This window comes from Methylobacterium sp. A49B (assembly GCF_053346215.1).
Genome location: NZ_JBKFBO010000140.1, coordinates 1 through 12,830, shown reverse-complemented (window position 1 = coordinate 12,830; position 12,830 = coordinate 1). Strand labels below are relative to the sequence as shown.

General features: G+C 64.7%; 21 protein-coding genes and 1 tRNA gene. 12 read left to right on the top strand and 10 right to left on the bottom strand.

What is annotated here, in order from left to right; all coding sequences use genetic code 11:
* The first annotated feature begins 12 nt into the window (after positions 1–12).
* From ACLBX9_RS28840 to ACLBX9_RS28785, 12 genes are all read left to right on the top strand, one after another.
* A complete protein-coding gene (locus ACLBX9_RS28840) occupies positions 13–639 on the top strand; it encodes an ATP-dependent Clp protease proteolytic subunit (protein WP_010684320.1) in 627 nt (208 codons plus the stop codon).
* Positions 640–823: 184 nt separating this feature from the next.
* Positions 824–2,095: an ATP-dependent Clp protease ATP-binding subunit ClpX gene (gene clpX / locus ACLBX9_RS28835; RefSeq protein WP_010684321.1), complete on the top strand. Its 1,272-nt coding sequence runs from the start codon at positions 824–826 to the stop codon at positions 2,093–2,095.
* A gap of 246 nt (positions 2,096–2,341) precedes the next feature.
* Positions 2,342–4,768 (top strand): endopeptidase La, encoded by a 2,427-nt coding sequence (gene lon / locus ACLBX9_RS28830; protein ID WP_447721315.1) that lies wholly within the window; start codon positions 2,342–2,344, stop codon positions 4,766–4,768.
* A 263-nt stretch (positions 4,769–5,031) separates the two neighbouring features.
* A tRNA-Val gene (locus tag ACLBX9_RS28825) sits at positions 5,032–5,107 on the top strand.
* Between the two features lie 79 nt (positions 5,108–5,186).
* A complete protein-coding gene (locus ACLBX9_RS28820; protein ID WP_447721314.1) occupies positions 5,187–5,444 on the top strand; it encodes a hypothetical protein in 258 nt (85 codons plus the stop codon).
* 4 nt (positions 5,445–5,448) lie between these two features.
* The gene (locus ACLBX9_RS28815; protein WP_447721313.1) at positions 5,449–5,631 is read left to right on the top strand and encodes a hypothetical protein; all 183 of its coding nucleotides are present in this window, start codon (positions 5,449–5,451) and stop codon (positions 5,629–5,631) included.
* Positions 5,628–5,822: a hypothetical protein gene (locus ACLBX9_RS28810; RefSeq protein WP_447721312.1), complete on the top strand. Its 195-nt coding sequence runs from the start codon at positions 5,628–5,630 to the stop codon at positions 5,820–5,822. Before ACLBX9_RS28815 ends, ACLBX9_RS28810 begins: the two co-directional genes overlap by 4 nt.
* 2 nt (positions 5,823–5,824) lie before the next feature.
* Entirely contained in the window at positions 5,825–6,007 is a 183-nt protein-coding gene (locus ACLBX9_RS28805) for a hypothetical protein (RefSeq protein ID WP_447721311.1), read from the top strand.
* Between the two features lie 39 nt (positions 6,008–6,046).
* A complete protein-coding gene (locus ACLBX9_RS28800; RefSeq protein WP_447721310.1) occupies positions 6,047–6,220 on the top strand; it encodes a hypothetical protein in 174 nt (57 codons plus the stop codon).
* Entirely contained in the window at positions 6,184–6,420 is a 237-nt protein-coding gene (locus ACLBX9_RS28795; RefSeq protein ID WP_447721309.1) for a hypothetical protein, read from the top strand. Before ACLBX9_RS28800 ends, ACLBX9_RS28795 begins: the two co-directional genes overlap by 37 nt.
* Positions 6,421–6,424: 4 nt before the next feature.
* Complete coding sequence (locus tag ACLBX9_RS28790) at positions 6,425–6,670, top strand: hypothetical protein (RefSeq protein WP_447721308.1); 246 nt, start codon at positions 6,425–6,427, stop codon at positions 6,668–6,670.
* A 2-nt stretch (positions 6,671–6,672) separates the two neighbouring features.
* On the top strand, positions 6,673–6,954 hold the full coding sequence (locus ACLBX9_RS28785) for a hypothetical protein (RefSeq protein WP_447721307.1): 282 nt from the start codon (positions 6,673–6,675) through the stop codon (positions 6,952–6,954).
* On the opposite strand, the gene ACLBX9_RS28780 is transcribed toward ACLBX9_RS28785, so the two are convergent.
* The 10 genes from ACLBX9_RS28780 to ACLBX9_RS28735 all read right to left on the bottom strand — a co-directional run bounded on the left by ACLBX9_RS28780 (position 6,951) and on the right by ACLBX9_RS28735 (position 12,798).
* Positions 6,951–7,529 carry a hypothetical protein gene (locus ACLBX9_RS28780; RefSeq protein ID WP_447721306.1) on the bottom strand — a complete coding sequence of 193 codons (579 nt, stop codon included), beginning with the start codon at positions 7,527–7,529 and terminating at the stop codon, positions 6,951–6,953. The genes ACLBX9_RS28785 and ACLBX9_RS28780 overlap by 4 nt on opposite strands.
* A gap of 230 nt (positions 7,530–7,759) precedes the next feature.
* On the bottom strand, positions 7,760–8,134 hold the full coding sequence (locus ACLBX9_RS28775) for a hypothetical protein (protein WP_447721305.1): 375 nt from the start codon (positions 8,132–8,134) through the stop codon (positions 7,760–7,762).
* Between the two features lie 115 nt (positions 8,135–8,249).
* Positions 8,250–8,702: a hypothetical protein gene (locus tag ACLBX9_RS28770; RefSeq protein ID WP_447721304.1), complete on the bottom strand. Its 453-nt coding sequence runs from the start codon at positions 8,700–8,702 to the stop codon at positions 8,250–8,252.
* Between the two features lies 1 nt (position 8,703).
* Positions 8,704–9,135, bottom strand: a complete 432-nt coding sequence (locus ACLBX9_RS28765; protein ID WP_447721303.1) for a hypothetical protein — start codon at positions 9,133–9,135, stop codon at positions 8,704–8,706.
* On the bottom strand, positions 9,101–9,655 hold the full coding sequence (locus ACLBX9_RS28760) for a hypothetical protein (protein WP_447721302.1): 555 nt from the start codon (positions 9,653–9,655) through the stop codon (positions 9,101–9,103). The genes ACLBX9_RS28765 and ACLBX9_RS28760 overlap by 35 nt, the downstream gene beginning before the upstream one ends.
* A 465-nt stretch (positions 9,656–10,120) precedes the next feature.
* The gene (locus ACLBX9_RS28755) at positions 10,121–10,588 is read right to left on the bottom strand and encodes a hypothetical protein (RefSeq protein ID WP_447721301.1); all 468 of its coding nucleotides are present in this window, start codon (positions 10,586–10,588) and stop codon (positions 10,121–10,123) included.
* Entirely contained in the window at positions 10,585–10,842 is a 258-nt protein-coding gene (locus ACLBX9_RS28750; protein WP_447718181.1) for a hypothetical protein, read from the bottom strand. Before ACLBX9_RS28750 ends, ACLBX9_RS28755 begins: the two co-directional genes overlap by 4 nt.
* A gap of 204 nt (positions 10,843–11,046) precedes the next feature.
* Positions 11,047–11,241, bottom strand: coding sequence for a hypothetical protein (locus ACLBX9_RS28745; RefSeq protein ID WP_447721300.1), 195 nt, complete (start codon positions 11,239–11,241; stop codon positions 11,047–11,049).
* Between the two features lie 52 nt (positions 11,242–11,293).
* Positions 11,294–11,743: a hypothetical protein gene (locus ACLBX9_RS28740; RefSeq protein WP_447721299.1), complete on the bottom strand. Its 450-nt coding sequence runs from the start codon at positions 11,741–11,743 to the stop codon at positions 11,294–11,296.
* A complete protein-coding gene (locus ACLBX9_RS28735) occupies positions 11,743–12,798 on the bottom strand; it encodes a peptidoglycan-binding protein (protein ID WP_447718184.1) in 1,056 nt (351 codons plus the stop codon). The genes ACLBX9_RS28740 and ACLBX9_RS28735 overlap by 1 nt, the downstream gene beginning before the upstream one ends.
* Positions 12,799–12,830 lie beyond the last annotated feature (32 nt).

Here is a 12,830-nt window from a genome sequence, read left to right as displayed (position 1 = left end):
GGGCAGGACGAGATGAGAGATCCGATCGACGTCTACAACAACGCGCTCGTGCCGATGGTCGTCGAGCAGTCGAGCCGCGGCGAGCGCGCCTTCGACATCTATTCCCGCCTGCTGCGTGAGCGCATCATCTTCCTCACCGGTCCCGTGGAGGATTACGGCGCATCCCTGATCGTGGCGCAGCTGCTGTTCCTCGAGGCGGAGAACCCGAAGAAGGAAATCTCCTTCTACATCAACTCCCCCGGCGGCGTCGTCACCTCGGGCCTGTCGATCTACGACACGATGCAGTTCATCCGCTGCCCGGTGACGACCCTCTGCGTCGGCCAGGCCGCCTCGATGGGCTCGCTGCTGCTGACCGCCGGCGAGCCCGGCCATCGCTTCGCCCTCCCGAACGCCCGGATCATGGTCCATCAGCCCTCCGGCGGCTTCCAGGGCCAGGCGACCGACATCCTGATCCACGCCCGCGAGATCGAGGCGCTGAAGCGGCGCCTGAACGAGATCTACGTGAAGCACACGGGTCGCGACTACGACACGATCCATACGGCGCTGGAGCGCGACAACTTCATGACCGCCGACGCGGCCAAGGAGTTCGGTCTCATCGACGAGGTGATCGAGAAGCGTCCGGAGCCGGCCGCAACCTAAGCGGAATGCGTCGTCCGACCGCCGCGGCGCGGCCTTGATCCCGCCGCGGCAGCGTGTTTGCATCGAGGTTCGGGCCCTTCGGTCAAAGGCGCACAGCACACTGTTTCTTTAAACGGGCCCCCTACATTCATGCGATGCGCGTCCGCCCGTAGCCGGCTGCGGACGCGGGGAATCGGAGACCGATATGAGCAAGACTGGCGGCAACGACTCGAAGAGCACGCTGTATTGCTCGTTCTGCGGCAAGAGCCAGCACGAGGTCCGCAAGCTGATCGCCGGCCCGACCGTGTTCATCTGCGACGAGTGCGTCGAGCTGTGCATGGACATCATCCGCGAGGAGTCGAAATCCTCGCTGGTGAAGAGCCGCGACGGGGTGCCGACGCCGAAGGAGATCCGCCGGGTCCTCGACGATTACGTCATCGGCCAGGACTTCGCCAAGAAGGTCCTCTCGGTCGCGGTGCACAACCACTACAAGCGGCTCGCCCACGCGACGAAGCACAACGACGTCGAGCTGGCCAAGTCCAACATCATGCTGATCGGGCCGACCGGCTCGGGCAAGACACTGCTCGCGCAGACGCTGGCCCGGATCCTCGACGTGCCGTTCACCATGGCGGACGCCACGACGCTCACCGAGGCCGGCTACGTCGGTGAGGACGTCGAGAACATCATCCTGAAGCTGCTCCAGGCCTCGGACTACAACGTCGAGCGGGCGCAGCGCGGCATCGTCTACATCGACGAGATCGACAAGATCTCCCGCAAGTCCGACAACCCGTCGATCACCCGCGACGTGTCGGGCGAGGGCGTGCAGCAGGCGCTCCTGAAGATCATGGAGGGCACGGTCGCCTCCGTCCCGCCCCAGGGCGGCCGGAAGCACCCGCAGCAGGAATTCCTGCAGGTCGACACCACCAACATCCTGTTCATCTGCGGCGGCGCCTTCGCGGGGCTGGAGCGGATCATCTCCCAGCGCGGCAAGGGCACCTCGATCGGCTTCGGCGCGACCGTGCAGGCCCCGGATGACCGCCGCACCGGCGAGATCTTCCGCTCGGTCGAGCCGGAGGATCTGCTGAAGTTCGGCCTCATCCCCGAGTTCGTCGGCCGCCTGCCGGTCCTGGCGACCCTGGAGGACCTCGACGAGGCCGCGCTGAAGAAGATTCTTCAGGAGCCGAAGAACGCCCTGGTCAAGCAGTACCAGCGGCTGTTCGAGATGGAGAACGTCGATCTGACCTTCCAGGACGAGGCGCTCTCGCTCGTGGCCCGCAAGGCGATCGAGCGCAAGACCGGCGCCCGCGGTCTGCGCTCCATCCTGGAGACGATTCTGCTCGACACGATGTACGACCTGCCGGGCCTCGAGTCCGTGGAGCAGGTGGTCATCGGTCCGGAGGTGGTGGAGGGCAAGTCGCGCCCCCTCTACATCCACGGCGACCGCAACAAGGACGCGCCCGCCAGCGTCAGCGCGTAGGCGCCCGGTAGGGTTGCATTGAGCGCCCGGCTCCGGCCGGGCGCGCTGCGGGGATCGGCTTGAAAATGTTGCTCCCCGCAGCCACCTCAGGCTCAGCGCGGTGGCCGCACGCTCCTTCGAGGTCCGGTCCGCGTCGCCAGCCGCAAAGTTAGCGAAATCCGACCCTCGCGGCCCGGTCGGCCCCTGGCTGTAGGCGCGCTCCGTGCATGGGGGCGCCGAACCCGGGCGTCCTGAGAGGAAGTCAGCATGTCACAGTCGAAATCGCGCCAGCCGGTGGTCCCGGGTTCGACGGGCACCTACGCCGTCCTCCCCCTGCGCGACATCGTCGTCTTCCCGCACATGATCGTGCCCCTGTTCGTGGGCCGCGAGAAGTCGATCCGCGCCCTTGAGGAGGCCGTGCGCACGGACCGCCATATCCTGCTCGCCACGCAGATCAATGCGGGCGACGACGATCCGGCGACCGACGCCATCTACAAGATCGGAACCCTCGCCTCCGTGCTCCAGCTGCTGAAGCTGCCTGACGGCACCGTGAAGGTGCTGGTCGAGGGCGTCGGCCGCGCGAAGGTCGTGGACTTCACCCGCTCGGACGAGTTCTACGAGGCCACTGCCGAGGCGTTGCACGACGAACTCGGCGACCGCGTCGAGGCCGAGGCGCTCGCGCGCTCCGTGCTCTCGGAGTTCGAGAACTACGTCAAGCTGAACAAGAAGATCTCTCCCGAGGTCGTCTCCGCCGTGACCCAGATCGACGAGCCGTCCAAGCTCGCCGACACGATCGGCTCGCACCTGCTCGTCAAGATCTCCGACAAGCAGGGCATCCTGGAGACACCTACGGTGGCGCAGCGCCTCGAGCGCGTGCTGTCGCTGATGGAGAGCGAGATCTCCGTGCTCCAGGTGGAGAAGCGCATCCGGACCCGCGTCAAGCGGCAGATGGAGAAGACCCAGCGCGAGTACTACCTGAACGAGCAAATGAAGGCGATCCAGAAGGAGCTGGGCGACTCCGAGGATGGCCGCGACGAGTTGGCCGAGCTGGAAGAGAAGATCGAGAAGACCAAGCTCTCCAAGGAGGCCCGCGACAAGGCCACCGCCGAGCTGAAGAAGCTCCGGCAGATGTCACCGATGTCGGCCGAGGCGACCGTCGTGCGCAACTATCTCGACTGGATGCTCGGCATCCCGTGGGGCAAGCGCTCGAAGATCAAGAAGGACCTGCTCGGCGCCCAGGCGCTGCTCGACGAGGACCATTTCGGCCTCGACAAGGTCAAGGAGCGGATCGTCGAGTACCTCGCCGTGCAGCAGCGGGCGAACAAGCTCACCGGTCCGATCCTGTGCCTCGTCGGTCCCCCGGGCGTCGGCAAGACCTCGCTCGGTAAGTCCATCGCCAAGGCGACGGGTCGCGAGTTCGTCCGGATGTCGCTCGGCGGCGTCCGCGACGAGGCCGAGATCCGCGGTCACCGCCGGACCTATATCGGCTCGATGCCCGGCAAGATCGTGCAGTCGATGCGCAAGGCCAAGACCTCGAACCCGCTCATCCTGCTCGACGAGATCGACAAGATGGGCATGGATTTCCGCGGCGATCCGTCGGCGGCGCTCCTCGAGGTGCTCGACCCTGAGCAGAACAGCACCTTCAACGACCACTACCTGGAGGTGGATTACGACCTCTCGAACGTGATGTTCGTGACCACGGCCAACACCCTCAACATTCCGGGCCCGCTCATGGACCGGATGGAGGTGATCCGCATCGCCGGCTACACCGAGGAGGAGAAGGTCGAGATCGCGCGCAAGCACCTGATCCCGAACGCCCTGAAGAAGCACGGCCTCGGGACGCATGAGTGGTCGATCGACGATGACGGGCTGATGATGCTGGTCCGCCGCTACACGCGGGAGGCCGGCGTCCGCAACCTGGAGCGCGAGCTGTCCAACCTGATCCGCAAGGCGGTGAAGGAGATCCTGATCACCAAGACCAAGTCGGTCGCGGTGACACCGGAGAACCTGCCCGTCTTCCTCGGCCCGCCGAAGTTCCGTTATGGCGAGATCGACGCGGACGATCAGGTCGGCGTGGTGACGGGTCTGGCCTGGACCGAGGTCGGCGGCGAGCTGCTGACGATCGAGGGCGTCATGATGCCTGGTAAGGGCAAGATGACGGTCACCGGCAACCTGAAGGACGTGATGAAGGAGTCGATCTCGGCGGCGGCGAGCTACGTCCGCTCCCGAGCCCTGGATTTCGGCATCGAGCCGCCGCTCTTCGAGCGCCGCGACATCCACGTCCACGTTCCGGAGGGGGCGACCCCGAAGGACGGTCCGTCGGCCGGCATCGCCATGGCGACCGCGATCATCTCGACGCTCACCGGGATCCCGGTCCGTCGCGACGTCGCGATGACCGGCGAGGTGACGCTCCGCGGCCGGGTCCTGCCGATCGGTGGCCTGAAGGAGAAGCTGCTCGCCGCGCTCCGCGGCGGCATCAAGACGGTGCTGATCCCCGAGGAGAACGCCAAGGACATCGCCGAGGTGCCCGACAGCGTGAAGAACGGTTTGGAGATCATCCCGGTCTCGCGGATGGATCAGGTGCTGGAGAAGGCGCTGGTCCGCCAGCCCGAGGCGATCGAGTGGGAAGAGCCGCTGCCCGTGGCCAAGCCCGCCCGGGCCGAGGAGGACGGTGCCGCCTTCGTGGCGCACTGAGCCACTTGAGCGTGTGAGACGAGCCCCCGGTGCCCGGCGCCGGGGGCTTTTTGATGCCCTGACGCCCGGACGCCTACTGCTTGCCCCATGATGCAAGCGCTGCTCCGGGCTTGCGGATCGGCCCAACGGATCGTTATGGGCATCCAATTTACGGGGCACGTGTCCCGGCTCGGCGGCGGAGGCTATGCAGTGCCGCCCTTAGGCGCAACCGGACGCGCGAAGCCTTGCACCAAACCGGTGCCATGCCGTAACGGTGGGCCGCGGGGCGGTTAGCTCAGTTGGTAGAGCGTCTCCTTTACACGGAGAGGGTCGGGGGTTCGAGTCCCTCACCGCCCACCAGATATTACAGCGACTTAGCGATCGTTTTTACTCATCGTGCTTACCAGAGCATTCGTCCGGTAAGCGTATAGTAAGCATCATGGCTATCGACCCCACCGTCTCCGAGCTGCGCAAAGCCGCCGAAATCTCCGACCAGGAGACCTATGCCGCAGTCGACGCGGTGCTAGCCGACCTCACCGCCGAGGCCTATCCGCTGGCGAAGGGCTGGACCCTCGACCTTGTAGAGGTGCTGGAGACGAACGAGCGCGCGGCCCAGGCGCTGGAGACCGACAAGTCGGCGTGGAAGCGCAACATGATCCGGACTGCGGTGCTGCTGGCGCATCCGGTGAAGGAGTGAGGCGATGGCCGAAGAACCCGCTCCGCTGATGGATCCATACGAAGCGCTCAGGCTCATCGAGCTGTTCGTCAACGTCGCAGGAGAGGTCGATAACCCTGGCGCCTCCGACTTGGTCCTGCGCGAAATCCGGAACGTGCTGGCCAAGGCGCTTCCGGCGAAGCCTAGACGCAGGCGGCGGAGAGCATGAGCGACGACGCAAGACGCGAACTTGTGGCCAGCCGTCTGATGGGGCGGCTCAGTGGGTTCATCCAAGGTATCGGGATGAGCGGCGTGGACGCCCGGGAGATCGTGAACCGCGCCATCGCCGACGACCCATCGGCCGACGAGCACGACATCGAGGCGAAGGCGCGCGCCTGGATGCTGATCGCACTGACGTAAAGATGGGCGACATCGATCCGATCCTAGAGGCCGTTGAGGCGCTGCGGCTGCTCGGCAAAACGGTCGAGCCCTGGAGCGACGACTTCGCGCTCTGGCTGGTCGACAGCGAGGCGCTCACCGACAGCGACCTTTTGGCTTTGGCTATCTGGCTGGGCCTGATGGACTCGCCGGGGATGCTGCAATAGCTCGCCGGCATGCCTAAAGAACACGAGCTCGATCCGCCGATGGATCCCGTGGAGGCGCTGAAGCGCATCCGCGCGCTCGTTGAGGGCTCGTGCGAAACGATCTACGGCACGCCGGCCGAGCCGATTATCCAGATGATCACTGGCATCCTCGACAAGGCGCTAACACCGAAGCAACGATGCCGCCCGTCGAGACGCCGCCCGTCGAAGCCATGACCCCGCAGACGACAATCGGTTGGATCCTGTTCGTCATCATGTGGGTGGCCGGTCCGATCACCGGGTACACCTCATCAAGCTTGATCGCCTCTGTTTTGGAGCGAAAGTCAGTCAAGAGGCGCGACGCCATCACGTTTGCGCTCTTCGGAAGCCTCCTAACGGTCTCCACGCTGGTGCTCATATCCGTCGTCGGCCTGTAGAAGCATGCCCACCGAACCGCACGCCCCGGTCCGCGGCCTCGCGCTGAAGGCCCTGCGCGCCGTAGCGGCCAACCCAGGCGGCCTCCGGATGCAGGCGCATCCGTCCGTCATGCCGATGCTGGTCGAGATGGGGCTGGTCGAGTCGCGAATTACCCGTGGCCCAGGACGCACGCGGTCGGCGTGGTATCTGACGCACGCCGGTCGCTACCTGCTGGCCCAACTCGGGCGGCATGAGGTGCGGGCGGACTAGCCGTGACTGACGAGCAGAAGGGCTACCTGCAGGCGCTGTCGGATGTGCGCGCTTGGCACCGCTGGCAGATCGGACAAGCCCTCGGCGATGTCCGGGTCGTTCAGGCCCACGAGAGTGCGATCGCGTGGCTCGACGATCTGATCGCCGCGAAGAAGCGACATGCAGCCGAGAATGAGGCGGAGCGGCGGCTGCAGCGCGAGCCCTGCAAGCAGCCGAGCCGCGATGCGGGCGAACCTGCCCAGCAGCGCGGCCCAACCGCATGCAGCTTGACGCTAACGCGTTAGGCTGCCGTCGCCTCGTGGCGAGAGCCTCGTTTGCGGCGGAGGAACATGAAGGCGCCGCCGACCAGGGCAAGGCCGAGGAAGCGGTTCACTTCGGGTGAGGGGGCCCCGCCAGATCCGCCACCACCGCCGCCACCACTCGAGGATGTTGTAGTTTCTGCAGAGAAAAGACCGTTGAGAACATTGCCGAAAGAGAAATTGTCGCTGGTTCCAGAGACTGGACCACTCGCAAGCTGTTGAGAGTTGTTGGCAATTGCAGCAAAAGCTCCAAGGCCGTTATTGAGAGTGAACGTGCCGAACACACTATTGACCGGCCCGGAAACAAGACCAGGTCCAAAAACACCATTGCCGTAATCGACCCAAGCTAGGCTGCCCGCCGTTCCTGTGCCAGAAGTGATTGTCACCGGAGACGAAGAAGAAATATTACTCCCAACTCCTGAAATTGTTGCTTCAAAAGAGCCGGTAAATGATGCCAAACCGTTTGCGTAAAATGAATAATTATAGACATCCGCCTTTGCGGTTGTTGATGCTGCTGTCGCCATACAAGCGAGCGCGGTCACCGCTGCCAGCGCCTTCACCCCGGCGACCCACCTCGATCCTCTCATAACTAACCCCAAATTGATGGACGGCAGAGCGTCGCTATTCTCCGGGTAGTTATCGATCAAGGCTTTGGCAAGGGCTGTTACTGCGTGTAATTACTGAGAACTGATTGGAGCCCAGATCGCTCGACAAATGTGCAACATCTTAGGGCCAAGCCTGGCTTAGACATGGCGGCAGATTAGTTTTCATTAGCCGCCCAGCTCGCCGATTACCCGGCGCGGGCCCGCGCCGCGAACTCCCAAACCGGGATGCCGGGCGTCTGGCCCTTGGTGAAGCGATAGCCGGCCATCTGTCCGAAGCCGATCCGATCGGCGCTGATCGTCTCGGCCGCGCCTGGTCCGAGCATCAGCACGCCGCAGGAGTCCACGCGCAGGGTCCCGGTCATCGGGTGCACGCCGAACAGCTCGGGCGCGGTCAAGCCGAGCCGGTGCGCCTCGGCGCCGTGCTGGTCGATGAAGGCGAGCGCGTTCGCACGGATCGCCGCCCACTTGGCCGGCGCGAGATACCGGCACGGCGAGGCGTGCTCGGACAGGCGTTCGATCTGGTCGCGCCAGGACGCGACGGCGGGCGGGAGGTCTGACATTCGCGGCTGTTAAAATCAGATTGATTTGGTCGAGGTCACAGGCGGCGTTAGCTTCCGGAAGACCGCGCCCTTAGAAGAGAGGGTAAGAAGAGGAACTAACTCTAAAATGCCAAATTCATCGCATCGTATTGGACGGATTTTGCTCAGGACTCAGCTCGGACGCGATGCCTTGAGCAACTCCAAAGTTGCCGATGCGTATGCTCTTCAGAAGTGCAACCGTATCTTTGTACCCTTCGGCGGTTATCACGACCTCGATTGTTGATGGAGAGTCGATATTCGCTAAAAAATTAGGTATCGCTATCACTTGAGGGGCAAGTTCGAAAATCCTTAATGCGACATTAGCAGAAAATAGAAGCTGTCCGCTAATTTTAATATCTAACGTCAACTCGAAATGGCCAACATTGTCCGGCAAGTGCTCGCAATATAGTCCAAACGGCAAACTGGCAGGGAATTGCTGCACTACTATATCGCCGGAGTATGCATTCACCAAGACAAATTTATTGTTTTCCCCTCTTGCGACATAATCGCAGAGTAATACGTTCCCAAGTCTGACTGATTTTCTTGCCATTTCAGCGCAACTCAACAATATAGCTTTGCGATCCCGAGTTTGCACCGGGCGGGCTTACATCAAGTTTTACAGGAGCAGGTGACGGATCTCGTAGTACGATTGGACCATGATTTGATTTGGCGCGGCCGGCGTAGGGCTTAGACGAGGGAACAGGTTCTTCCTGCGAAATATGAACCAATAAATCTGTATAGGTATCCAAAGTCCAATTACCCGGCATTGCCAGAAGATGGGACAAATTGGCTTTACCCTTACCCATACGTCGCGCTAAGTCAGAGCGCTTAAGGCCTGCCCGCTCTGCAGTGGCGAGTTTTTCACGGACACTACTGAAAAAAGCCTGCCTCACTCGCTGACGAAGATACTCTTTAGTACCATCGGGCAATGGAGCTGCGCCAGATATATCACTCAGCACTAAAGTTTTCGGAGAGGTAGTCATCGGGATTTTCTCCTACAACTCGAGGCAGATGAGGAAGGGCTTCTTGCCAAAGATCTTCCGCGTTCAAAGCCGCCAACTCAAACGCATAGCTTTTCTGCGGATCCCCTAGCGGCTCTTTATCGAATCCCTCAATTCGCCTGGATCGGGGATGCCAATTAAGTGCGACAAAGACATCGCGTGCTGCGAAGCCACCAAAAACCCGAATCCCGGGCGGATCTCTTCGGGAACGAATGTCCCATATTCCTGCTGATGGCGGGGAAAGACGCCCCATCATTGCGTTCTTATGTTTGCGCGGCGTCATGGCCAGAGTTTGAAACTGACCAATAACAAACCCTTCAAGATCGCCTTTCAGTGCGCCCATTCGTGGGATTTCACGAGCGCGCGCCAGATCGTCTCTCAACTGGGGATAGACGAACAGGCCACGCCGTACCGGGTCGCTATCAAACTCTAGGATCAGTTCGCATAGTCTGCCCTCTCTGACTGCGATCTCGATGGCAGGTGGGGTTGTGATATAAGACAACGGCGCGGTCTGCGGAAGGGCCTTGGGTCGCTATGGTTAGCGGAAATTATTGGGTGTGTCTCAAAACAACAAACTGCACGAAGGCGCGCCTGCCTAGTGCGCTAGCCGCGTGTTGTCATGCCGCCTGTTGACCACGTCCGCTCGGCCCCGCCCCGATCTGCTCACGGGGCGGGGGAGCGTCCGATCTCACCAGCGTGTGAGCCGAGCCGATACGCAACGCGGCTCGGGGGCAGGATGACCGCGGCGGGTTAGCGGCCGGTGGCGACGGCCGGGCGGAGATCGTCCCGGCCCGGGACCGCGCACGAAAAAGCCCCGCGCGGCGGTGCCGGCGGGGTTGAAGGTTATTGCCTTGGGAACTCTGTAGACGCGCGACCGGAGCGCCAGTTCCTGCACCTGAAACGACAAAAGGCGCCCCGGCCAAAGCCGAGGCGCCTGAAGCGGTGTGAAGTAGGATGTGAAGCGACGCTACGTGCCTGGCGCGCTGACGTCCGGCATCCGCAACGGCACGCGCAAAAGACCGAAGGCGTCGGGGTAGTAGACCGTCATCTCCAGCCGGACCGGAGCGGAAGCCGGGATGCGGCCGAGATCCACGCAGTAGCGCTTGTGGAACGGCCCGATCGGCGTCGAGCCGATGCTGCGCCATGGGATGCCGTCCGCCTCACCATAGACAGAGACCACCATGCGCCCGGCGATGCCGGCCGCGTACAAGAAAACGTCGAGGTCGTCGGTCGCGCCGTCGCGGACCTTGAGCCCCGACAGGTCCCAGCACAGGCGCTCACGCGTACGCGCCACCTGGTCGACGCGCAGCTCGGTGCGGACCGGGAAGAGACCGGCCGCGACGTGGGGGCCGGCCAGGAAGGCGAGCAGCAGCAGCCACGCGACGACGCACGCGGCCAGCGCGGCCTTGTAGGCCCGGAACTCGGCGCCGCTCATGGGTGCGCCGCCTTGGCGACCCACCACACCAGGCCGCCGACACCGGAGATCGAGGCGGTGATGATGGCGCCCGCGATCGTGCGGATGAGCCAAGTCTGCGCGCGCTCCAGCTTGTCGATCCGCTGCTCGGCCGCGCTGAGGTCGCGCGTGGTGGCGTAGGCGGCGAGCGAGGCCACGAGGTTCTTCACGTCGTGAGCGAGGTTCTTGATCTCGGTCGAGACCGAGCCCTCGAAGCGCGCGAACGCGACCTCCATCGAGGAGCTCCGACCGTCCGGTCCGGTATCGGGCATGGTGGGCCCCCAAGGCCTGAGAGGCGCACGCCGGCGTTCCGGTCGCGCGTTGATTTGCACGGACCGGCCTCCGGTGAGAGGCAAGTCGCGTTGGGTGCTGTGAGTGGGAGACAAAGGGCCCGGCGACGTCCGGAAGGCTCGCGAAACTTTCGCAGGCCTTGGTGTCGGTCAGGGCTTGGCGAAGTCGCGTCGGACGGCGGCGATCCAGGCCAGGGCGCGCTCGCCGCAGGCCGCCTTCGACCGGTCGAGCACCTTGGCCCGGCCGATGATGCGCACGACGTCGGCCCGGGTCAGCGATCGATCCGGGATATCAGGGAAGGCCTCGCGCAGGCACGCGGCTACGCCCTCGGGCGGCTCGGGCAAGGTGACCCGGATGTCGGCCGGCGCGAGCGGATCGATCGCGGGGACATCGCCCTTAAAGCTGGCGCGGCCGCCGACTGAGATCGCGAGGCACACACACGCCATCGCGGCGCGGATCACGGGCGAGTGCATCGGTCAGTTCCTTGATCTTGGAGAGGTCGGCGTCGTGGGCGGCCTGGTCGCGGGCGCGCAGCTCCAGCGCCTCGTGGGTGATCGCCTCCGCCTTCTCGGCGCGCAGCTGCTCGGCCTGCAGCGCCACGGCGTGGTCGTGGGCGAGCATGCGCTGCGCCCCGTCGGTCACCGCGACCTGCCAGCAGAAGGCGAAGGCCGCGACGCCGGCGGCCATCGTCCGGGAGACCATTCGCAGGCGCGCGGGCAGGACGATCCGCCCGATCACCAGGACGGCGAACGCCGCGGCCAGGATCTTGAGCGTCACCGGCGAGATCGCGGCCCGCATGAGGGGCGCGACCGCCAGGAGGATGGCGGTCCAGGAAAAGTCGAACATCAGCCGCGCGCTCCGGTGAGCTTCGGGAAGCGGCGCGCGAGGACGTCCGGCATGGGCCGGCCGGCATCGTCCCAGCGCGCGTACAGGGCGTAGAGGGCGCCGGCGACGATCAGCGCACCCATGACGAAGCCGAAGACGGTGCCGGCCGAGATCTGGGCCTGCGCGCTCTCGGCCTGGTCCTTCAGTTCGCTGACGCTCTGGGCGACCTCGGCGAAGCCGAAGGACCCGGCCACGCCCGCGCCCTGGACGGTGCGGCTCCGCGCCAGGTTCGCGTCCTTGGCCGCCACGGGGAGCGCCTCGGCGGTGTCGAGCGCAGCGAGCGTGTCGTCGTCGAGCTCGCCCGTGACGGGCAGGCCGGCCTTCTTCTGCAGGAGCTGCACGGAGGCCGTGGTGCGGTCGCCGTGGTCGCCGTCGACCTTGCCCACGGGATAGCGCAGCGCCTTGAGCTTCGCCTGGGCCGGGATCACGCGCAGCGCCGCCTTCGCCTTGGCCAGGTAGGCGCGGCACTCGGACAGCCCGATCGTGCCGCCGTTCACGCGGCGGCGCAGGGCCTCGACGTCGTCGGCGTCGGCGAGCGCGTTGCAGTCGTTGTCGGTCCAGTAGGTGAGCGCGGCCGCGATCGCGCCGGCCGGCGAGCGCAGGCGATCCGGATTGGCCTCGAACCCGGCGGCGCGGTAGTTCGCTCGCCCCGTGGTCTGCAGCGCGCCGCCGCCGCGGTACCGCCACCCGTCGCCGGGCTGCACGTTGCCGAGGCGACCGCCGTAGACCTTCTCGGCCAGCGCCTTCGGGTTGCCGGCGTAGGGTCTGGCCGCGGCGAGGTTCGGGAAGCGCTTTGGCCAGACCGCGCACAGCCGCTCGGCCGTGTAGAACAGGCTCTCCTCGAGCTTGGTCAGGCCGCCGGTCTCCGTGGCCACCTGGGCGACGAAGTGGGCGATGCGCAGCGGCGTGATGATCTCGGCCGCCGCGATCCGGTCATCGGCCGCGATGAACGCGGCCACGATGTCGGCGCGCGCGTGGGCTGCGACCGCGGGCAGGATCCGCTTCCAGTCGGTCATGACGGGCACCAGGGTTCAGAAGGGGATGGAGA